Source organism: Microbacterium sp. KSW4-4 (assembly GCF_023091185.1).
In the GTDB taxonomy this organism is placed as follows: domain Bacteria; phylum Actinomycetota; class Actinomycetes; order Actinomycetales; family Microbacteriaceae; genus Microbacterium; species Microbacterium paraoxydans.
In genome coordinates this window covers 1,171,922-1,190,845 of record NZ_JAHWXJ010000002.1, presented here as the reverse complement: position 1 = coordinate 1,190,845, position 18,924 = coordinate 1,171,922, and the positions used below count along the sequence as shown (strand labels likewise).

Annotated in this window: 21 protein-coding genes; 12 read left to right on the top strand and 9 right to left on the bottom strand. The window is 71.2% G+C overall.

Annotated features, from left to right (window positions below):
- Positions 1–40: 40 nt before the first annotated feature.
- Both KZC57_RS15300 and KZC57_RS15295 read left to right on the top strand, forming a co-directional pair.
- On the top strand, positions 41–265 hold the full coding sequence (locus KZC57_RS15300) for a DUF3107 domain-containing protein (protein ID WP_025102974.1): 225 nt from the start codon (positions 41–43) through the stop codon (positions 263–265).
- Positions 266–272: 7 nt separating this feature from the next.
- Complete coding sequence (locus KZC57_RS15295; protein WP_060923155.1) at positions 273–560, top strand: hypothetical protein; 288 nt, start codon at positions 273–275, stop codon at positions 558–560.
- A 1-nt stretch (position 561) separates the two neighbouring features.
- Here the strand turns inward: KZC57_RS15295 and KZC57_RS15290 are convergent, their stop codons facing one another.
- Positions 562–1,275, bottom strand: coding sequence for a ferritin-like fold-containing protein (locus KZC57_RS15290; RefSeq protein WP_060923156.1), 714 nt, complete (start codon positions 1,273–1,275; stop codon positions 562–564).
- Positions 1,276–1,468: 193 nt separating this feature from the next.
- Between KZC57_RS15290 and KZC57_RS15285 the strand changes: the two genes are divergently transcribed.
- Positions 1,469–2,989: a DEAD/DEAH box helicase gene (locus KZC57_RS15285; RefSeq protein ID WP_083371047.1), complete on the top strand. Its 1,521-nt coding sequence runs from the start codon at positions 1,469–1,471 to the stop codon at positions 2,987–2,989.
- A 9-nt stretch (positions 2,990–2,998) separates the two neighbouring features.
- Here the strand turns inward: KZC57_RS15285 and KZC57_RS15280 are convergent, their stop codons facing one another.
- Positions 2,999–3,904 (bottom strand): DUF817 domain-containing protein, encoded by a 906-nt coding sequence (locus KZC57_RS15280; RefSeq protein WP_060923608.1) that lies wholly within the window; start codon positions 3,902–3,904, stop codon positions 2,999–3,001.
- Between the two features lie 62 nt (positions 3,905–3,966).
- On the bottom strand, positions 3,967–4,830 hold the full coding sequence (locus tag KZC57_RS15275) for a PHP domain-containing protein (RefSeq protein ID WP_247642124.1): 864 nt from the start codon (positions 4,828–4,830) through the stop codon (positions 3,967–3,969).
- Between the two features lie 114 nt (positions 4,831–4,944).
- Between KZC57_RS15275 and KZC57_RS15270 the strand changes: the two genes are divergently transcribed.
- Both KZC57_RS15270 and KZC57_RS15265 read left to right on the top strand, forming a co-directional pair.
- Positions 4,945–5,967 (top strand): endonuclease/exonuclease/phosphatase family protein, encoded by a 1,023-nt coding sequence (locus tag KZC57_RS15270; protein WP_105949524.1) that lies wholly within the window; start codon positions 4,945–4,947, stop codon positions 5,965–5,967.
- 36 nt (positions 5,968–6,003) lie between these two features.
- Positions 6,004–7,425: an aminopeptidase P family protein gene (locus KZC57_RS15265; RefSeq protein WP_144880858.1), complete on the top strand. Its 1,422-nt coding sequence runs from the start codon at positions 6,004–6,006 to the stop codon at positions 7,423–7,425.
- Between the two features lie 261 nt (positions 7,426–7,686).
- Here KZC57_RS15265 and KZC57_RS15260 read toward each other — a convergent pair whose 3' ends face one another.
- On the bottom strand, positions 7,687–8,364 hold the full coding sequence (locus KZC57_RS15260) for an alpha/beta family hydrolase (protein WP_247642123.1): 678 nt from the start codon (positions 8,362–8,364) through the stop codon (positions 7,687–7,689).
- Positions 8,361–9,047, bottom strand: coding sequence for a general stress protein (locus KZC57_RS15255; protein WP_247642122.1), 687 nt, complete (start codon positions 9,045–9,047; stop codon positions 8,361–8,363). Before KZC57_RS15255 ends, KZC57_RS15260 begins: the two co-directional genes overlap by 4 nt.
- An 87-nt stretch (positions 9,048–9,134) precedes the next feature.
- Here KZC57_RS15255 and KZC57_RS15250 point away from each other — a divergent pair, with 87 nt between their 5' ends.
- From KZC57_RS15250 to KZC57_RS15235, 4 genes are read left to right on the top strand one after another with little or no spacing between them, the layout of a single operon-like run.
- Positions 9,135–10,403 carry a magnesium transporter MgtE N-terminal domain-containing protein gene (locus KZC57_RS15250; RefSeq protein WP_060923132.1) on the top strand — a complete coding sequence of 423 codons (1,269 nt, stop codon included), beginning with the start codon at positions 9,135–9,137 and terminating at the stop codon, positions 10,401–10,403.
- Positions 10,403–10,924: a DUF1003 domain-containing protein gene (locus KZC57_RS15245; protein WP_060923133.1), complete on the top strand. Its 522-nt coding sequence runs from the start codon at positions 10,403–10,405 to the stop codon at positions 10,922–10,924. Before KZC57_RS15250 ends, KZC57_RS15245 begins: the two co-directional genes overlap by 1 nt.
- On the top strand, positions 10,921–12,042 hold the full coding sequence (locus tag KZC57_RS15240) for an Mrp/NBP35 family ATP-binding protein (protein ID WP_247642121.1): 1,122 nt from the start codon (positions 10,921–10,923) through the stop codon (positions 12,040–12,042). Before KZC57_RS15245 ends, KZC57_RS15240 begins: the two co-directional genes overlap by 4 nt.
- A 22-nt stretch (positions 12,043–12,064) precedes the next feature.
- Positions 12,065–12,559, top strand: a complete 495-nt coding sequence (locus KZC57_RS15235; RefSeq protein WP_060923135.1) for a YcxB family protein — start codon at positions 12,065–12,067, stop codon at positions 12,557–12,559.
- A gap of 9 nt (positions 12,560–12,568) precedes the next feature.
- On the opposite strand, the gene KZC57_RS15230 is transcribed toward KZC57_RS15235, so the two are convergent.
- The gene (locus tag KZC57_RS15230; protein ID WP_105949520.1) at positions 12,569–12,943 is read right to left on the bottom strand and encodes a twin-arginine translocase TatA/TatE family subunit; all 375 of its coding nucleotides are present in this window, start codon (positions 12,941–12,943) and stop codon (positions 12,569–12,571) included.
- Positions 12,944–13,033: 90 nt separating this feature from the next.
- Here KZC57_RS15230 and KZC57_RS15225 point away from each other — a divergent pair, with 90 nt between their 5' ends.
- Positions 13,034–13,672 carry an O-methyltransferase gene (locus KZC57_RS15225; protein WP_060923137.1) on the top strand — a complete coding sequence of 213 codons (639 nt, stop codon included), beginning with the start codon at positions 13,034–13,036 and terminating at the stop codon, positions 13,670–13,672.
- 81 nt (positions 13,673–13,753) lie between these two features.
- On the opposite strand, the gene KZC57_RS15220 is transcribed toward KZC57_RS15225, so the two are convergent.
- The 3 genes from KZC57_RS15220 to dapE form a co-directional block, all read right to left on the bottom strand.
- A complete protein-coding gene (locus tag KZC57_RS15220) occupies positions 13,754–13,927 on the bottom strand; it encodes a DUF3117 domain-containing protein (RefSeq protein WP_071328210.1) in 174 nt (57 codons plus the stop codon).
- A 93-nt stretch (positions 13,928–14,020) separates the two neighbouring features.
- A complete protein-coding gene (locus tag KZC57_RS15215; protein WP_060923138.1) occupies positions 14,021–15,238 on the bottom strand; it encodes a hypothetical protein in 1,218 nt (405 codons plus the stop codon).
- Entirely contained in the window at positions 15,220–16,293 is a 1,074-nt protein-coding gene (gene dapE, locus KZC57_RS15210; protein WP_247642120.1) for a succinyl-diaminopimelate desuccinylase, read from the bottom strand. The genes KZC57_RS15215 and dapE overlap by 19 nt, the downstream gene beginning before the upstream one ends.
- A gap of 66 nt (positions 16,294–16,359) precedes the next feature.
- Between dapE and dapD the strand changes: the two genes are divergently transcribed.
- Both dapD and KZC57_RS15200 read left to right on the top strand, forming a co-directional pair.
- Positions 16,360–17,313 carry a 2,3,4,5-tetrahydropyridine-2,6-dicarboxylate N-succinyltransferase gene (gene dapD / locus KZC57_RS15205; protein ID WP_247642119.1) on the top strand — a complete coding sequence of 318 codons (954 nt, stop codon included), beginning with the start codon at positions 16,360–16,362 and terminating at the stop codon, positions 17,311–17,313.
- A 237-nt stretch (positions 17,314–17,550) separates the two neighbouring features.
- Positions 17,551–18,918 (top strand): DEAD/DEAH box helicase, encoded by a 1,368-nt coding sequence (locus KZC57_RS15200; protein ID WP_062766414.1) that lies wholly within the window; start codon positions 17,551–17,553, stop codon positions 18,916–18,918.
- Positions 18,919–18,924 lie beyond the last annotated feature (6 nt).

Here is an 18,924-nt window from a genome sequence, read left to right as displayed (position 1 = left end):
CGATAGAGTTGGCGAGTCCGACGACCTGCAAGGAGCATCCGTGGAAATCCGCATCGGCATCATCAACACCGGCCGCGAGCTGAGCTTCGACACCGCTGCCACGGCGGACGAGGTCCGCACCCAGGTCTCCGCGGCACTCGAGCAGAGCGCCTCGCACCTGAGCTTCGCCGATGTGAAGGGCAACTCCTACATCGTGCCGACCGCGAACCTCGCCTACATCGAGCTGGGCACCGAGGAGTCGCGTCGCGTGGGCTTCGTCGCCTGACCCGCGCATGTACATCCTCCTCGCCCTCGTCGGCGCCTGCGTGCTCGGGATCGCCGCGCACTTCCTGATCGGCGGTCGCGAGCTGCGCGGCGTCGCCCTCGCCCCGGCGATCGCGACGGCCGTCTCGGCGATCGTCTACACGAGCCTGCAATGGGCCGGCGTGGGCGAGGACAGCCCCTGGCTGTGGCTCGCGAGCATCCTCGGCGCGGCGGTGGTCGCGGCCCTGGCGACCGCGGCCCTCACCGCAGGGCGTCGACGCGGCGACGCGCAGAGGCGAGCCGCGCTCGGGATCTGACCTAGGACGCGAGGCCCATCGCATCCATGCGGCGGGCGTGCGCTCCCATGAGCTCGGTGTACACCGGCTCGATGCGGGCCTCCTCCACGGCGAGGAGCTCCGGCCGCAGCGCCGCACGGCAGACGAGGATCGTGTCCCCCACGAGGCGTCGTGCCCACATGGACAGCAGCGAGCGCCACTCCTCGTCGCTCTCGATCGTCTCCTGGATGATCGCGACGATCTCGTGGCGCGCGTCGTCCTCGCGCAGGATCTCGGCGACCCGCCGTCCCGTCTCGCCGTAGCTCGAGGCGAGCGCGAGGTAGAAGTCGTCGAGCATGCCTGCCGTGATGTAGACCGCGAGCAGGGTCTCGCGCGGGCGCGCCCCGATGGTCTTGCGCCGGAACGCGTCCAGGTGCTCGCGGAACGGGAGCATGAGCTGCGTCGGGTCCTGGCCACGTGCCGCGATGATGTCGACGATGCCCCGGTGCTTGGTGAGCGCGGCACCGGCGGCCCGCGACAGCGACTCCTTCTCGGCCAGCTCGGGAGTCGCGCGGATGAGCCGCGTCAGCGTCTCGAAGTAGCCGAGCTGGAGGTAGGCCGCCTGGCCGAGGAACCGGTCGAGCTCAGGCGCCAGCTCCGCGAAGTCGACGCGCGTCGCATCGCTCTGCTCGCCCCGGCTGCGCAGCGCCAAGGTGCGTCGCGGCGCGGCATCGCGCTGCCAGAACCACTTAACCACGAGGTGTTCCTCCCGAGTCGGCCACGTCGTTCACAATACTCGGGCGACGGCGTCCTCCCTGTCCGGAGCCGCCCCTCCGGTAGGCTGGGCGTGTCCCCGCCGTCGGAGCGGGGCCCCGCGCCTGTGGCACACGAGACGGCGTGGCTCCGTTTACGAGGCGATCGCGAGGTCGCCGGACAGGCATCTGAACACAGTGACAAGTTTCGCCGAACTCGGCATCGACCAGGACATCGTCGACGCACTGGCAGCGAAGGGCATCGTCGATGCCTTCCCGATCCAGGAGCAGACCATCCCCCTCGGCCTCCCCGGCCAGGACATCATCGGGCAGGCCAAGACCGGTACGGGCAAGACCTTCGGCTTCGGCATCCCGGTCGTGCAGCGACTCGGGAAGGACCCGGAGCCGGGCGTCAAGGCCCTCATCGTCGTCCCCACCCGTGAGCTCGCGGTGCAGGTCTACGAGGACATCGACCTCCTCACGAGCAACCGCTCCACGAGCGTCGTCGCCATCTACGGCGGCAAGGCCTATGAGGGGCAGATCGACCAGCTCAAGGCCGGCGCGCAGATCGTCGTCGGCACGCCGGGTCGTCTCATCGACCTCGCCGGCCAGCGCCTGCTCGATCTCTCCAACGCGACCGAGGTCGTGCTCGACGAGGCCGACAAGATGCTCGACCTCGGCTTCCTGGCCGACATCGAGAAGATCTTCCAGAAGGTGCCGGCGGTGCGGCACACCCAGCTCTTCTCCGCGACCATGCCCGGTCCGATCGTCGCGCTCGCGCGGCGGTTCATGACCAACCCCATCCACATCCGCGCCAACGACCCGGACGAGGGTCTGACGCAGGCGAACATCAAGCACCTCGTCTACCGCGCACACTCGCTCGACAAGGACGAGGTCATCGCCCGCATCCTGCAGGCCGAGGGGCGCGGCAAGACCGTGATCTTCACGCGGACGAAACGTGCGGCGCAGCGCCTCGTCGACGAGCTCACCGACCGCGGCTTCAACGTGGGCGGCGTGCACGGCGACATGGGCCAGGATCAGCGCGAGCGCTCCATGGCCGCGTTCAAGGCCGGCAAGAAGGACGTTCTCGTGGCGACCGATGTCGCCGCGCGCGGCATCGACGTTGATGACGTCACGCACGTCATCAACCACACGATCCCCGACGAGGAGAAGACGTACCTGCACCGCGCGGGACGCACCGGCCGCGCGGGGAAGACCGGCATCGCCGTCACCTTCGTCGACTGGGAGGACCTGCACAAGTGGGCCCTCATCAACCGTGCCCTCGAGTTCGGCCAGCCCGAGCCCATCGAGACCTACTCCTCGAGCCCGCACCTCTACACCGACCTCGACATCCCCGAGGGGACGAAGGGCCGGCTCGTGAGCGCGCCGAAGAAGGAGGCGGTCAAGACCGAGCGCTCCCGTCGCCCGGAGCGCGCTGCCGACGCCGCCGCTGAAGGGACCGGGGAGGGCGGCACGCGCCGCCGTCGCCGCCGCCGCACGGGTTCCACGCCCGTCGGCTCGACCTTCGCCGAAGGGGCGAGCGAGGGAGGGTCCGCCGAGGGCTCGACCGCGCAGGCCGCCGACCGCGGCGCCGAGGGCGCCGGCACGCACGACGGCGCCGGCAAGGAGCACCACGATGGCAAGCCCGCTCCGGCGCGTCGTCGCCGCCGTCGTCGCGGCGGCTCCGGCACCGGAGCGGCACCCGTCACGGGCGCCTGATCCGCATCATCATCGTCCGAGGGGCGCCGCACGGTCTTCCGTGCGGCGCCCTTCGTTCTCCAGGAGTGCAGCCGGGACCTGCGGCGGGTAGACCCAGGCGACGAGTACGACCGAGATGATCATCAGCAGGAACCACGAACTGAGTTTGCTCAGGGACACGGGCTGCCACACATCCGCCTGGTCGGGATACGCCCAGGCACCCGCCCAGGTGCCGATGTTCTCGGCCAGATAGATGAACACCGCCACTCCGGCGAAGACGGCCAGGAGCGGCAGCCGGATGGTGCGGCGCCATACGCGGGCATGCATGATCGTGGGCAGCCACAGCACGATGACCCCTGCCAAGAGCACCCAGCGCGCATCCCACCACCAGTGGTGGGTGAAGAAGTTGACGTAGATCGCGGCGGCCAGCACAGCCGTCAACCACCGGCGGGGGTAGCGGGTGAACCCGAGGTCGAACAGCCGATACACGCGCACCATGTAGGAGCCGACGGCCGCGTACATGAAACCGCTGAACAGCGGGACACCGCCGATACGGAGGATGCCGTCCGCCGCGTACGCCCAGGAGCCGACGTCGGTCTTGAACAGCTCCATCGCGGTGCCGGTGATGTGGAAGAGCACGATCACCCAGAGTTCACGTCCGCTCTCGAGGCGGAACACGAGCATCGCCACCTGGATCAGGACGGCCGCGATCGTCAGCGCATCGTTGCGGGCCAGTGCCGCGTCGTCGGGATACCAGAGGCGGGCCGCGACGATCACCACCAGCAGGGCCGCTCCGAACACGCACGCCCATGCCTGTTTCAGCACGAACACGACGAACTCGGCGAGCCCGGCGCGGAAGCCCGTGGTCGGCACCGCGCGGAGGAGTCGGCGAGCGGTCGCGTCGACGCGGCGCTCCAGGGAGGTGGGACGTTGCATGCCTCGGACCGTATCCGTCCGTCTCGACAGAACGCCGGGAGACCGCCGACAGAACGCCGGGGTCAGGGACGCCGCGGACCGGAGCCGGAGGCGCGATCGATGATCCGGGCGACCATGTCCTCCGCCGTGGTGTTCTCTCCCGGAACGTTCGGTTTTCCGGTGCCGTGGTAATCGCTGGACCCGGTGACGATGAGGTCGTGCCGGGCTGCCAGCTCGCGCAGCAGCTTCTTGCCGGCGGTCGTGTTCTCCCGGTGATCCACCTCGAACCCGGCCAACCCCGCGTCGATCAGACGCTCGATGTACGGCACCGGCATCATCCGGTCCCGGCCGGCCGTGACCGGATGGGCGATGATCGCCACACCTCCCGCCTGAGTGATCAGTCGCACGGCCGTCAGCGGGTCCGGAGCGTAGTGCGGCTCGTAGTAGCCCTCCCGCGGGTGGAGGATGCCGTCGAAGGCCTCGCCCCGATCACGCACGATGCCGCGCGCCACCAGCGCGTCGGCGATGTGCGGGCGGCCGACGGTCGCGTCGAGCGTGGTCTGGGCCAGGACGTCGTCCCAATGCAGGTCATAGTCGCGGCCGATGTTTCGGACGATGCGCTCCGCTCTTCCGATGCGGTCGTTCCGGATCCGGTCGGTCTCGGCCCGCAGCGCCGCGTCGTCCGGATCGAAGAGATAGCCGAGCACGTGCACGCTGCGCCACTCGTGCTTGGCGGAGAGCTCCATCCCGGGAAGGAAGGTCATACCGAGGGCGACGGCGGCGTCCCCGGCCTCCGTCCAGCCGGTGGTGCGGTCGTGGTCCGTGAGCGCGGCGGTCCGCACGCCGTGTCGATGCGCCTGTCTCATGACCTCGCCCGGCGCCTCGGTGCCATCGGAGTGATTGGAGTGCAGGTGCAGATCGGCGGGACCGGCGGGCGGAACGGGCATCCTCCGAGCGTACCGAGCGCCGACGCGCGTGGCGCGGATTCCCGAACCCCGATCGCGGCGTCGGGCCGGCCGCGAGGCAGGGACTTCACAGGCGACGCTTCTAGGCTGAAGGGGATGTTTCGACTCCTGGGGATCCTGCTCACCGTGCTCTTCGCGATCGCGGCGGCGGTCGTGGTGTGGCCGCAGTTCTTCAACCTCGAGCAGACGTACCCGTTCGCGCAGCTCGTGGCCGCCCGCGGCCTCGTGCTCGGCGGGTTCCTGATCATCGCGGTGCTGGCGCTGCTGCTCCTGCTCGCCCGGCCGCTGCGCGGCTTCGCGGCGTCCGTCCTGATCGTCGCCCTGCTCGGCGCCGCCGCGACCGGGGTGATCGGAGCGACGCGGGGGTTCGGCGTGGCCGCCATTCCCGAGCGGACCGACACGAGCCTGCGGGTGCTCACCTGGAACACCGCGGGTGAGGCCGTCTCCGCCGAGCAGATCGCCCAGGAGATCCTGGAGCAGGAGGCCGACGTGGTGGCGCTGCCCGAGACCACCGAGGAGGTCGGCGAGCGGATCGCGCTCATGCTCCGCGAGCAGGGGCATCCGATGTGGGTGCATCACGTGCAGTTCCGCCCGGACGTGGAGGACGGCCCGCAATCGTGGCAGACGACGGTCCTCGTGGCCCCCGAGCTCGGCGAGTACTCCGTCATCGAGTCGTCGAAGGACGGGAGCAACAACACCGGATCCGTGCCCAGCGCCGTGCTGATGCCGATCGACGGCGACGGTCCGACGATCGTCGCCGTGCACGCGGTCGCGCCGCGCATGGAGGAGATGCAGCAGTGGCAGAGTGATCTGCAGTGGATCGCCGACCAGTGCCCCGCGGGTGACTTCATCCTCGCCGGCGACTTCAACGCCACCGTGGATCACATGGCCTCCCTCGGCATCGACGGCGGCGACATGGGGTACTGCCGCGACGCCGCCTCCCGGACCGGGAACGGGATGTCCGGAACCTGGCCGAGCTCGTTCCCTGCCCTCGCCGGCGCCCCCATCGACCACGTGATGGCCTCCCCCAACTGGCGACCCACGGGTTCCGCCGTCCTCGAGGATGCCGGCGGGAGCGATCATCGCGCCCTCATCGTGCAGCTCGAGCCGACCGGCTGATCCGCGCCTGGCGCGTCCAGGTGAGAGACTGGACGGATGAGCACCGGAGAAAACGACACGATCGCTGACGAGACCGTCGAAGCCCCCGTCGAGAACAGCTCGACCAACCGCAAGCAGCCGTTCCCGCAGGGGTTCCTCGACACCATCTCCACCGGGTGGGCCGAGCGTCCGGATACCCTGCCCGCGCCGCGCGCCCAGGCCGCGTACGCCGAGCGCCGCCGGGCCGCCGTCTCGGCCGCATTCCCCGGCAAGCGGCTCGTGATCCCCGCCGGCTCGCTCAAGCAGCGCAGCAACGACACCGACTACGTCTTCCGCGCGCACTCCGCCTTCGCGCACCTCACCGGCTGGGGGTCCGACGCGGAGCCCGACTCGGTGCTCGTCTTCGAGCCGACGCACGACGGGCACGACGTCACGCTGTACTTCCGCGAGCGCGCCGACCGCACGACGACGGAGTTCTATGCCGACGCCACCGTGGGCGAGTTCTGGATCGGTCCGCGTCCGTCGCTGGCCGGCGTCGCCGCCGACCTGCAGGTGGCCACGGCCCACCTGCACGAGTTCGCCCCGGTCGACGGCGAGCTCGTCCTCGAGGAGGATGAGTCCCTCACCCGTTTCGTCTCGGAGCTGCGACTCATCAAGGACGACTTCGAGATCGCCGAGATGCGGCGGGCCGTGGAGATCACCGCACGGGGCTTCGACGACATCATCCGCGAGCTCCCGGCCGCCGTCGCGCACGCCCGGGGCGAGCGCGTCGTCGAGGGAGTCTTCCACCGGCGCGCCCGCGAGGACGGCAACGGCGAGGGATACGACACGATCGCCGCGTCCGGGCCGCACGCCTGCTACCTGCACTGGACGCGCAACGACGGCACCGTCATCCCCGGAGACCTCATCCTCGTCGACGCCGGCGTGGAGGCCGACAGCCTGTACACCGCCGACATCACCCGTACCCTGCCGGTGTCCGGGACGTTCACAGAGGTGCAGCGCCGCGTCTACGAGACGGTGCGCGAGGCGGCCGACGCCGCCCTCGCCGCGGCCAAGGTCGGCGTCCGCTTCCGCGACGTCCACGCGGCGGCCATGTCCGTGATCGCCGCCCGCACCGCGGAATGGGGCCTGCTCCCCGTCACCGCCGAGGAGGCCCTCGACGCGGACGCGGGCGGCCAGCACCGGCGCTACATGGTGCACGGCACGTCGCATCACCTCGGCATCGACGTGCACGACTGCGCTCAGGCGCGCCGCGAGATGTACTACGACGGCATCCTCACGCCGGGCATGGTCTTCACGATCGAACCGGGACTGTACTTCCAGATCGACGACCTCACGGTACCCGCCGAGCTGCGCGGCATCGGCGTCCGCATCGAGGACGACATCCTGATGACCGAGGACGGCCCGGTCAACCTCTCCGCGGACATCCCCCGCACGGCCGATGAGGTCGAGGCCTGGATGGCCCGTCTGCAGCGCTGAGCTCTGACCGGAGCCGCTGAGCCGAGGCTGGGGAGGACGGAGGGCCGCCGCTCTCCCCAGACCGGCGGCCCGTTCCCCCTCTGCGGAGACGAAGGTCGACCAGGGGCCCTCCCCCGAGGATCCCTGGAGCCGCCCCCGGCATGGTGCCCGTGCCGGCGCCGCGTCTCCCCCCCGAAGACCTGCGGCCGCCTCCCACGGAAGAGATGCGGGAGCCGGCCGTTCATTACGCGGTTCCCCCGGTTCTCCCGATCCGGAGGAGGATCAGCCCCGTCGTGCTGCGACGAAGGCGTCGACCACGGGCGCGATGTCCGCGCCGACCTCGGCCGGCGGGCGCCGGTTCCCCTTGACCTCGAAGGAGTGCCCGCCGCCCTCGACCCAGTGCACCCTGGCGTCCTGACAGCCGGCGACGGCGTCGTCGAGCTGGGCGATCGGCTGGATGAACCGGTCCGCCGTGCCCTCGATGAAGAGTTGCGGGACGGTGATCGACGGCAGATGGGCGACCCGGGGCTTGTCCGGGCGGCCGGGCGGATGGAGCGGGTAGCCGAGGTAGACGAGGCCCTCCACGACGAGTCCCTCCGCCGCGGCCAGGGACGCCATGCGCCCGCCATAGGACTTCCCGGTGGCCCACACGGCGGCTCGTGGCGCTCGTACGCGGGCGTCGGCGACCACGGCGTCCCACGTCGCGACGGCGTGCGCGGCCGGACCGGGCATGCGGCGTCCCTGCTCGGCGTACGGGAAGCTGAAACGCAGCGTCGCGTACCCGAGCGCCACGAGTGCGCGGTCGTACCCGACGAGGAAGGGGTGGTCCTTCCCGGCTCCGGCCCCGTGGGCGATCAGGACGACATCGTCACGGATGCCCGGTGTCCAGTCGGCGGACACCGTCGTCGTACCGGTCGGCAGTGCGACCTCGATGCGGACCGGCGTGGGCTCCGCGGTCACCGCACCGATCCGGGGGTGCCGGTCTCCGGGTCGGCGGGTCGCGGCGGAAGTCCCGGCTCGGGCGCGGGCTCGGGAGCCGGTGCAGGCTGAGGCGCCGGGGCAGGATCAGCCTCAGGCTCGGGTGCAGGCTCAGGCGAGGGCTGGGGAGGACCGGGCGGGATCCGCTCGCCGTACTTCGGCGGCTCGTCCAGGTTCACCGGCGGACGCACCGGGGCGACACGCTGCGCACCGAGGACCTGGCGAGCCTTCGCCAGCGAACCGGGCTGCACGGTCACCTCGTAGTGATCCGCGGCGAACTGCGTCACGCTCGCGAAGTCCCGACGGCGACGCACGATCGCGTAGGTGATGAGGCTCAGCAGCATGCCCACTGCGACGCCGATGAGGACGAAGCCGACGAACAGCTGGATCGGCACCTCAGGATTGCCGAGGACGAGGATCGCCGAGAGGAACAGGCCGATGAGGATGCCGTTGATCGCTCCCGACCGTGCCGCCGCGGCATAGCCGAGCCGCCCGGTCACCCGCTCGACCGTCCGCACGCTCTGACCGACGATCGCGATGTCGCGCGCGGGGACCTCCCCGGCGATCAGTTTCGACACCGCCTTCTGCGCGCTCTCGTAGTCGCGCATGGAGGCGACGATCTCACCGGTGTCCGTGCCGCTCGCGGGGCGATTCAGCATGCTCATCCGGCTATTCTTCCACGTCGTGCCCCGCGTCCGGCCGAGCGACCGCCGCGACCGCCGTCCCGGCACGGCGCGGGCTACGCTGGTCGAGTGAGCACACAACGGGTTTTCGCCGCGCGCCTGGCAGGGTGTGCCGTCTTCGATCCCGTCGGCGACCGGCTCGGCAAGGTCCGGGACGTCGTCGTCGTGTATCGAAGTACCGCGGCCCCGCGCGTGATCGGACTGGTCGTGGAGATCCCCGGCCGCCGCCACGTGTTCCTCTCGATCGGCCGGGTCACGTCGATCCGGTCCGGTCAGGTCATCACCACCGGCCTCATCAACGTCCGTCGCTTCTCGCCGCGCGCCGGCGAGGTACGCGTCCTCGCCGAGATGCTCGGCCGACGCGTGAGCCTCACGGACGGAAGCGGCACCGCCGTCATCGAGGACGTCGCGATCGAGCCCAACCGCCTCGGCGAGTGGGCGATCAGCCAGCTCTTCCTGCGCCGGCCGAAGACCGGTGCGTCGCCGTTCGCCAAGGGCCCGACGACGTTCGCCGCCTGGAGCGAGGTCACCGAGGAGCACGCACCGGGCGAATCGCAGTCCGCCGAGCAGCTCGTCGCCTCCTACTCCGAGCTGCACGCCGCCGACCTCGCCAACACGCTCCTCGACCTCCCCCAGCAGCGGATGATCGAGGTCGCGGAGGAGCTCTCCGACGACCGCCTCGCCGACGCCCTCGAGGAGATGCCCGAGGACGAGCAGGTGCACATCCTCGACCGCCTCGGCGAGGAGCGGGCAGCCGACATCCTCGATCAGATGGAGCCGGACGACGCCGCCGATCTCCTCGCCCAGCTCCCGCCCACCCAGCTGGAGCAGTTGCTCCAGCGGATGGAGCCGGAGAGAGCCGAGGACGTACGGATGCTGCTGCGCTACGGTCCCGACACGGCGGGCGGTCTGATGACCCCGGAGCCGATCATCCTCTCCGCTGACGCCACGGTCGCCGAGGCACTGGCGCTCATCCGCCGCCACGAGCTGCATCCGGCTCTCGCCGCGGCCGTCTTCGTCACGCTCCCGCCGTTCGAGACGCCGACCGGCCGGCTGCTCGGCCTCGTGCACTTCCAGCGGATGCTGCGCTATCCGCCGCACGAGCGGCTCGGCGCCATCCTCGACGACAGCCTCGAGCCGGTGCCCGTCACCGCCTCCGCCGCCGAGGTCGCCCGCATGCTCGCCAGCTACGACCTCGTCTCGCTGCCCGTGATCGACGCAGCCCACCGCCTCGTCGGCGCGATCAGCATCGACGACGTGCTCGACTACCTGCTGCCGGACGACTGGCGCACCCACGACAGCGACGATGTGACACCGCCCGTGACGGAGGCGCGCTGATGGCGCGCAAGGAGCGGGCCGCCCGCCTCGACGCGCCAGGACGGACGAGCACCCGCCCCCGGTCGACCTCGCGCGACCGCTTCGGTCGCTTCACGGAGTGGGTCGCCCGCGCCATGGGCACCCCGGCGTTCCTCGTCATCCTCAGCCTCTTCTGCATCCTCTGGATCGGCTGGAACACGCTGATGCCCCGCGAGGTGCGCTTCGACGACGCCGCGCTGGGCTTCACCGCGCTCACCCTCATGCTGTCGCTGCAGGCCTCATACGCCGCGCCGCTGATCCTCCTCGCGCAGAACCGCCAGGACGACCGCGACCGCGTGCAGATCGAGCAGGACCGGCAGCGCGCCGAGCGCAACCTCGCCGACACCGAGTACCTCGCCCGCGAGATCGTCGCGCTGCGGATGTCGCTGGAGGAGCGCAACGCGCAGGTGGTCACCCGCGACGTGCTGCGGCAGGAGCTCCGTGCCCTGCTGGCCGAGCTGGGCGACGCCGAGGAGAAGCCCGCGGGCGGCACCGTCTCATGACCGCGGCCGAGAGCGTCAGGGCCGCGGTGGCGGCGGTGACCGATCCGGAGCTGCGGCAGCCGATCGGCGACCTCGACATGGTGCGCGACATCTCGGTCGAGGACGGGGTCGCGCGCGTGAGCATCGTGCTGACGATCGTCGGGTGCCCCGCCGCCGACCGCATCGAGCGCGACGTGCGCGGTGCCGCGGCCGCGGTCCCCGGGGTCACGGACGTCGAGGTCGAGGTGGGCGTGATGACCCCGGCCGAGCGCAAGGCCCTCACCGAACGGCTCCGGGCGGGACGCCCCGCCCGGCACATGCCCTTCGGCCCCGACTCCCTCACCCGCGTGATCCTCGTCTCCAGCGGCAAGGGCGGCGTCGGCAAGTCGACGGTCACCGCGAACCTCGCGGTCGCTCTCGCCGACCGGGGTCTCGCCGTCGGCCTGGTGGATGCGGACGTGCACGGCTTCTCGATCCCCGGGCTGCTGGGTATCCCCGCCGGCACGCAGCCGACGCGCATCGACGACCTGATGCTGCCGCCGGTGGCACACGGGGTGAAGACCATCTCGATCGGGATGTTCCTGCGCGACGGGGAGTCCGTCGTGGCCTGGCGCGGACCGATGCTGCACCGCACGGTCTCGCAGTTCCTCACCGACGTCTTCTTCGGCGACCTCGACGTCCTGCTCATCGACATGCCACCAGGCACCGGTGACATCGCGATCTCGATCGGGCAGCTCCTCCCCCACGCCGAAGTGCTCGTGGTCACCACTCCCCAAGCGGCGGCATCCGACGTGGCCATCCGCAGCGGACTCGTCGCCCGTCAGACCGGTCAGCGCGTGATCGGCGTGATCGAGAACATGTCCGCGTACACCCTCCCCGACGGCACGGTCATCGACCTGTTCGGCGCGGGTGGCGGAGCGGCGGTCGCGGAGGCCCTGTCCGAGTCCGACGCGCCGGTCCCCCTGCTCGCCTCCATCCCGCTCAGCCCGGCGCTCCGTCAGGGCGGGGACGTGGGCGTCCCGGTCGTCACCTCCGCGCCCGACGACGCCGCCGCCCAGGCGATCCGCACGATGGCCGCCGGCCTCGCCCGACGGGGCCGTGGCCTCGCCGGACGCTCGCTGCCGATGTCGATCGCCTGAGACCGAAGGGGAGGATGGACGGATGCCGCACCGATCTGTGACCGTGGATGAGAGCCTGCTGCGGCGGATGGCGCGTGACGCCACCGTCTACTCCCTGACCAGGCCCGTCGCGATCGTGATGTGGGTCGCACTGGCAGCCGGACTGGTCCTCTCCGTCTTCACGCTCAACGACCTCCTCTCCCGCGGAGCGGAGGTCAGCACGATCGTCGCCTGGCTGCCCGCCGTGACGGTGGCACTGGGTGCCTACGCGGTGATCCTGACCACCTCGAGCGCCCGCAAGGCCGTCCGTGCCGCGATGCCGGTCGAGAGCGTGGTCTGGGTCGCGCTGGACGAGGACAGGCTGCAGCTGGGAAGCGATCGCCGCCGCTCCGAGATCCCGTACCGCACGTTCCAGAGCCTCCGTGTCGGCAGGGACGCCGTGATCTTCAAGGTGCGCGATGCCTCGGTCGCCACCGCGATCCCGCGCTCGCTGTTCAGCGACGAGGAGCTGACGATGCTGCGGACCCGGATCTCCTGAACCGACGACTCAGGTCGCCTCGGTGTCGAACGGCGGGCGGTTCTCGGCGCTGAAGGTCGGCGGCGCGGTGCGCGGGGCCACCGGCTCCGCGATCGTCGCCGTCGCCTGCGCGGGGGTCGCGGGCTCCGGCTCCTCCAGGAGCGCGTCGCGGATGATGCGCCGGGGGTCGTACTGCCGCGGGTCCAGCTTGCGCCAGTCCACGTCGTCGAGTTCCGGACCCATCTCCTCGCGGACGCGGGACTTCGTGTCGCGGATGTACTCGCCGGCCCTGCGCACGATGCTCGCGAAGGCCTCCGCGGCACGCGGCAGACGCTCGGGGCCGATGATCAGCACTGCGATCAGGCCGATGAGCAGCAGCTTCTCGAAGGTGAGGCCGAACGTCATGTGACCAGGCTACCGCCGCGCCTGCGGGCTCTGCGCGCGGTGAGCGAATACCCTGGACACATCAGCCATGCACGCAGGGAGAGGCAGGTCATGAGCGAGCACGACGCCAACGCGCGCTTCCTTCGCGAGTCCATCGTCGAGCCGGAGACCATCGCCCGCGCTCGCACCCACGCCGTGGAGCTCGGGGCGGCCCCCATCAGCGCCGTCGTCGGTTCGCAGATCGCGGTGCTCGCCGCCGCGGGCACCGCCCGCTCCATCGTCGAGATCGGAACCGGCGCCGGCGTCTCCGGACTCTGGCTGCTGCGCGGGGCACCGAACGCGGTGCTGACCTCGATCGACAACGAGCCCGAGCACCTCGCCGCCGCCCGTCAGGCGTTCGCGGACGCGAAGGTGCCCGCCACCCGCGCGCGGTTCATCGCCGGACGCGCGATCGACGTGCTCCCCCGCATGAACGAGGCGTCGTACGACATCGTCCTCGTCGACGCCGACCCCGAGAACGTCATCGAGTACGTCTCGCACGGACTCCGTCTCGCTCGTACCGGTGGCCTGGTGCTCGTGCCCCGCATCCTCGCCGGGGGCCGCGTGGCCGACCCGGTCCAGCGCGACGACATCACCTCCGCCTATCGATCGCTCGTCCAGGAGACGCAGGAATCGTCGGCGGTGCTGGCCACGGTCTCGCCCGCGGGCGAGGGCCTGCTGCAGCTGATCCGCCTCGACGACCGCGCCTGAGCGGCACCCCCACACGACAAGAGGGCGAGGGATCCGCGATCCCTCGCCCTCTGCGGTCGCGCTTCAGCGGACCGGGTTCGATCAGGCCGGGGCCACGACGGCACCGAGCACGTCGTGAAGCTCCTTGGCCTCGGCGTCGTTCACGGAGACGACCAGGCGGCCTCCTCCCTCGAGCGGAACACGCACGATGATGAGTCGTCCCTCTTTCACGGCCTCCATGGGTCCGTCTCCGGTCCTCGGCTTCATCGCTGCCATCGTGGCTCCCTTTCCTCCGGTGGTATGGGACGAGTTTATCGGGTGCGACCGCGCCGTGGACGTCACGGGGACACAATCCGCTCCCCCGCGTCGTCAGGGCACCTGCCAGAACGTACTGCCGAGGGCATACACGTGGTAGATCCACACCCACTGGCCGACCAGGCACAGTGCCAGCACCCCCAGGCGCCAGGTTCGTGACCGGGGCACCGCGACCGCACCCCACGCCGGGCTGAGCGGCAGCAGCAGGCGGAAGGTGCTCGACTGCGGGAAGAACACTGCGAGCAGATAGAGCAGGTAGCTCGCGCTCCAGAGACGGAGGTCCGGGCCGAGCGCGCGCACCTGCGGGGACAGCATCAGCGCCGCGCCCGCCGCGACGACGAGGACGACGAGGGCGACCGGCCCCCAGGCCGGTGGCAGACCCCACAGCTCGAACCAGAAGTGCGACGCCTGCACCCACCCCTCGAAGGGCACGAAGCCCTCGACTCCCCCGGCGATCCAGTGTCGTCGCCAGGCGAGTTCGGTGGCGAGGTAGGCGCCGGGGTCACCGGTCACGACACCGGCGATCAGCTGCCAGGCGAACCCGGTGGCCGTCGCGAGCGCGCCGAGGGCGACGATGTGCACGATCTCCCTGGCGCCCAGCGGATCGGTGCGGCGATGCCGCCAGCGGAGGATGCCGTGCAGACCGAGGTACAGGGCGAAGGCGAGCACGCCGGGGCGGGTGAACCCCAGCACCGGGATGAGCACGTACAGCCAGGTGTAGTTCCGCCGGATCGTCGCATCCAGCGCGAGGAAGAGCAGCAGCAGGAAGAGCGTCTCCGCGTAGCCGACCTGGAACAGCGCGGCCAGCGGCCCGGACGCGAAGAAGACGACGGCCCACAGCGCCGCTGCGTTCCCGATGCGGTCGCGGAGCAGACGATGCAGGGCGAGACAGGCAAGGTAGCCGGCTCCGAGCGAGAGCACGAGAGCGCCCGCGCCCCAGGAGCCGAGCACGAAGCCCAACGCCTTGGCGGCGTACGCGAACACGGGCATGAAGGCCCACGCGTTCTCGGCCACCTGCCCGTCATCGGTCAGCGGGAGGTCGGCGGGATAGCCGTGCACCGCCACCTGCCAGTACCACTGCGCATCCCACCCGAGGACGAAGTCCACGAGCCCGGCGTCGCCGCCGAAGCGCGAGAACACCGTGGACAGGGCGGCCGCGGCGATGAGGAATCCGGTCGTCACGACCCGTGCGAGGACGTAGACGATGCCGATGCGCAGAGCCAGCGGTATCCGCGCCCAGCGCCGTGCGAGCGTCAGTGCGACGTCAGCCATGCGCGCAGACCCCGCTCGACGGCGTCGATCTGGGCGAGCGGCACACGCTCCTCGTCGTGATGGGCGAGATGCGGGTCGCCCGGCCCGTAGTTCACGGCCGGGATGCCGAGGGCCGAGAACCGCGCCACGTCGGTCCAGCCGTACTTCGGCTGCGGCTCCGCGCCGACAGCCGCGACGAACCGGCGCGCGATGTCCGCGTCCAGGCCGGGGCGGGCACCTTCGGCGGCATCCGTGATCTCGACGTCGAATCCGGCGAGCACCGCTCGGACGTGAGCCTCGGCGTCGGCCGCGGACTTGCTCGGCGCGAAGCGGTAGTTGACCTCGACCTCGCAGGCGTCCGGGATGACGTTGCCCGCGACTCCTCCCGCGATGCGGACCGCACTGAGGCCCTCCCGATAGAGAAGTCCCTCGACCATCACCTCGCGCGCTCGGTACTCGGACAGCCGGGTGAGGATGGGCGCCGCGCGATGGATCGCGTTCTCGCCGATCCAGGCTCTGGCGCTGTGCGCGCGGACGCCCGTGGTCCGCACGATCGCCCGCAGCGTGCCGTTGCATCCCCCCTCGACCTGGCCGTTCGAGGGCTCCCCGAGGATGGCGAAATCGGCCTGGAACAGGTCGGGACGCGCTGCGGCGAGAAGCCCGAGGCCGTTCAGGGAGGCCGCGACCTCCTCGTTGTCGTACCACATCCAAGTCACGTCGATCGCGGGGTCGGTGAGCTCGGCGGCCAGCTTGAGCTGCACCGCGACCCCTGCTTTCATGTCGACGGTGCCGCGACCCCACAGATACGGCACGCCGTCGATCTCGATGTCGCGCGTGGGCAGGTTGTCGTTGAGGGGCACGGTGTCGATGTGCCCGGCGATCGCGACGCGCTGCGCCCGACCGAGATCCGTGCGGGCGACGACCGTGTTGCCGTGCCGGATGACCTCCAGGTGCGGCAGACCGGACACGGCCTCCTCGATCAGGTCGGTCAGTGTCTTCTCGTCGCCGGAGACGCTCGGGACGTCGCAGATCGCGCGGGTGATGTCGGCGGAGGACGCGGTCAGATCGAGCACCATGCCCCCAGCCTACTGATGCCCGTCATGCGGGACGGGACACCGTCGTCGGCGCGATACCGTGGAGGCATGAGCGACGCACGATCTGTCTGGGGACTCGGCCTGACGACCACCGCGAGCGACGGCACGGTCCTCGACGCGTGGTACCCGGAGGTCCGCTCGTCCGCGCCGTCCGACGCCGAGGTCGCCGCCGCGCGCACGGCACTCGACGCACAGACCGGACCGGACGAGCGCCGCGACGTCACCCTCGCGGTGGTCGAGCTCACGATCGACCTGGACGCGGCCCCGACCTCCACCGCGGACGCCTATCTGCGCCTGCACGCGCTGTCGCACCTGCTCGTGCAGCCGAACGCCCTCAACCTCGACGGCATCTTCGGTCACCTGCCGAACGTCGCCTGGACCAATGCCGGCCCGCTGCTCCCCGCCGACGCCGCGCGCCTGCGTCCGCAGCTCCAGCGCGCCGGGATCCAGATCCAGGGCCTGGACAAGTTCCCTCGTCTCACCGACTACGTGCAGCCCGCCGGAGTGCGCATCGCCGACGCCTCGCGCGTGCGGCTCGGCGCTCACCTCGCGCCCGGCACCACGGTCATGCACGAGGGCTTCGTCAACTTCAATGCGGGCACCCTCGGCGCCTCGATGGTCGAGGGTCGCATCTCGCAGGGCGTGGTGGTCGGCGACGGCAGCGACATCGGCGGCGGCGCCTCGATCATGGGCACGCTCTCCGGCGGCGGGTCGCATCGCGTGTCGATCGGCGCCCGCACACTTCTCGGCGCGAACGCCGGCATCGGCATCTCCCTCGGCGACGACTGCGTCGTGGAGGCCGGGCTCTACATCACCGCCGGGACGAAGATCGTGCTCGCCGACGGTCCTGCGACGGCCGATGGCGGCCGCAAGACCGTCAAGGGCGCCGACCTCTCGGGTCAGGACGGCCTGCTCTTCCGTCGTAACTCGCTCACGGGTGCCGTCGAGGCGGTCCGCCGCGCCGGCGTCGGCGTCACGCTCAACGAGGCGCTCCACGCCTGACAGCCCGCCTGCAGCCTTCGACCGGTCTCCGCTGGTAGACTGGCTCCGTTGCCCGCGCCGCCGGCCGGTCAGCATCGTCGTCGTCTAGGGGTCTCCGAGGACCGAAGCGAGCGCCCGCGCTCCCCTCTCCAGCCCGAACTGGCCATTCGCACGGCGAACGGACGCGCACTCGCTGCGTCTTCGCCCACCTCACCCCACTATCCCGCGCCGTTCTCGTGCGCTGACGGAGTTCTCTGCATGCCTTCCTTCCTCGATCTCGGCGTCCCCGCCGAGCTCGCCACCGTTCTCGCCGCCTCCGGAAAGACCGAGGCGTTCGCGATCCAGCGTGACACCCTGCCCGACTCGCTCGCCGGCCGTGACCTCCTCGGTCGCGGACGGACGGGCAGTGGCAAGACCATCGCCTTCGCGCTCCCGCTCGTCGCCCGCCTGGCGGCCTCCGGCCACAAGCGCCGGTCCGGCCTGCCCCGCGGCCTCGTGCTCGCCCCCACCCGCGAGCTCGCCACCCAGATCGCGGCGACCGTCGCCCCGCTCGCGGAGGCCGTCGGCCTCCGGGTCACCACCGTGTTCGGCGGCGTCAGCCAGCGTCCGCAGGAGCAGGCGCTGCAGGGCGGCGTCGATATCGTCGTCGCCTGCCCCGGCCGCCTGGAAGACCTCATGAAGCAGCAGGTCGTGCGCCTCAGCGCGATCGAGGTCACCGTGCTCGACGAGGCCGACCACATGGCCGACCTCGGCTTCCTCCCCGGCGTCACCCGCATCCTCTCGGCGACCCCCGCCGACGGTCAGCGCCTGCTCTTCAGCGCCACGCTGGACCGCGGCATCGACACCCTCGCCCGCCGGTTCCTCACGAACGCCGTCAGCCACGAGGTCGACGAGGCGAGCGTGCCCGTCGGCGAGATGACCCACCGGGTGCTCGTCGTCGACTCCCCCGAGAACAAGACCGTGCTGGTGCGCGACCTCGCCTCGGGCACCGGCCGTCGCATCCTCTTCACGCGCACCAAGCACCAGGCGAAGAAGCTCGCCAAGCAGCTCACCGCCGCCGGGATCCCGGCCGTGGATCTGCACGGCAACCTGTCCCAGAACGCCAGGGAGCGCAACCTCGGCGCCTTCTCCACCGACCCGGCGGACGGGGGCGTCCGCGTGCTCGTCGCGACCGATGTCGCCGCTCGCGGTGTGCACGTCGACAACGTCGACCTCGTCGTCCACGTCGACCCGCCCGTCGAGCACAAGGCCTACCTGCACCGCTCGGGCCGCACGGCGCGGGCCGGGGCGGCGGGCACGGTCGTCACCGTGGTCCTGCCCGAGCAGCGCCGCGACGTGAAGGATCTCCTGCGCAAGGCCGCCATCACGGCACCGCTGGAGAACCTCACCGCCGACGCCGTGACCGAGCTCGTCCCCGAGCGGGCGCCGCACGTGCGCCCCGCTCCCCCGCAGCCGCAGCAGCAGCGCTCTGCGAAGCAGCGGCCCGCGGGCGGCGAGAAGAGCACCGCGACCACCCCGCCCTCCCGCCGTCGTCGCCGTCCGCGCTCTGCGGGCCAGGGCGCGCCGGGTGCGCAGCGCCAGGGCGGTCAGGGCCGCCAGGGCGCGCGCGGCGGCCAGGGACGCTGATCCCGG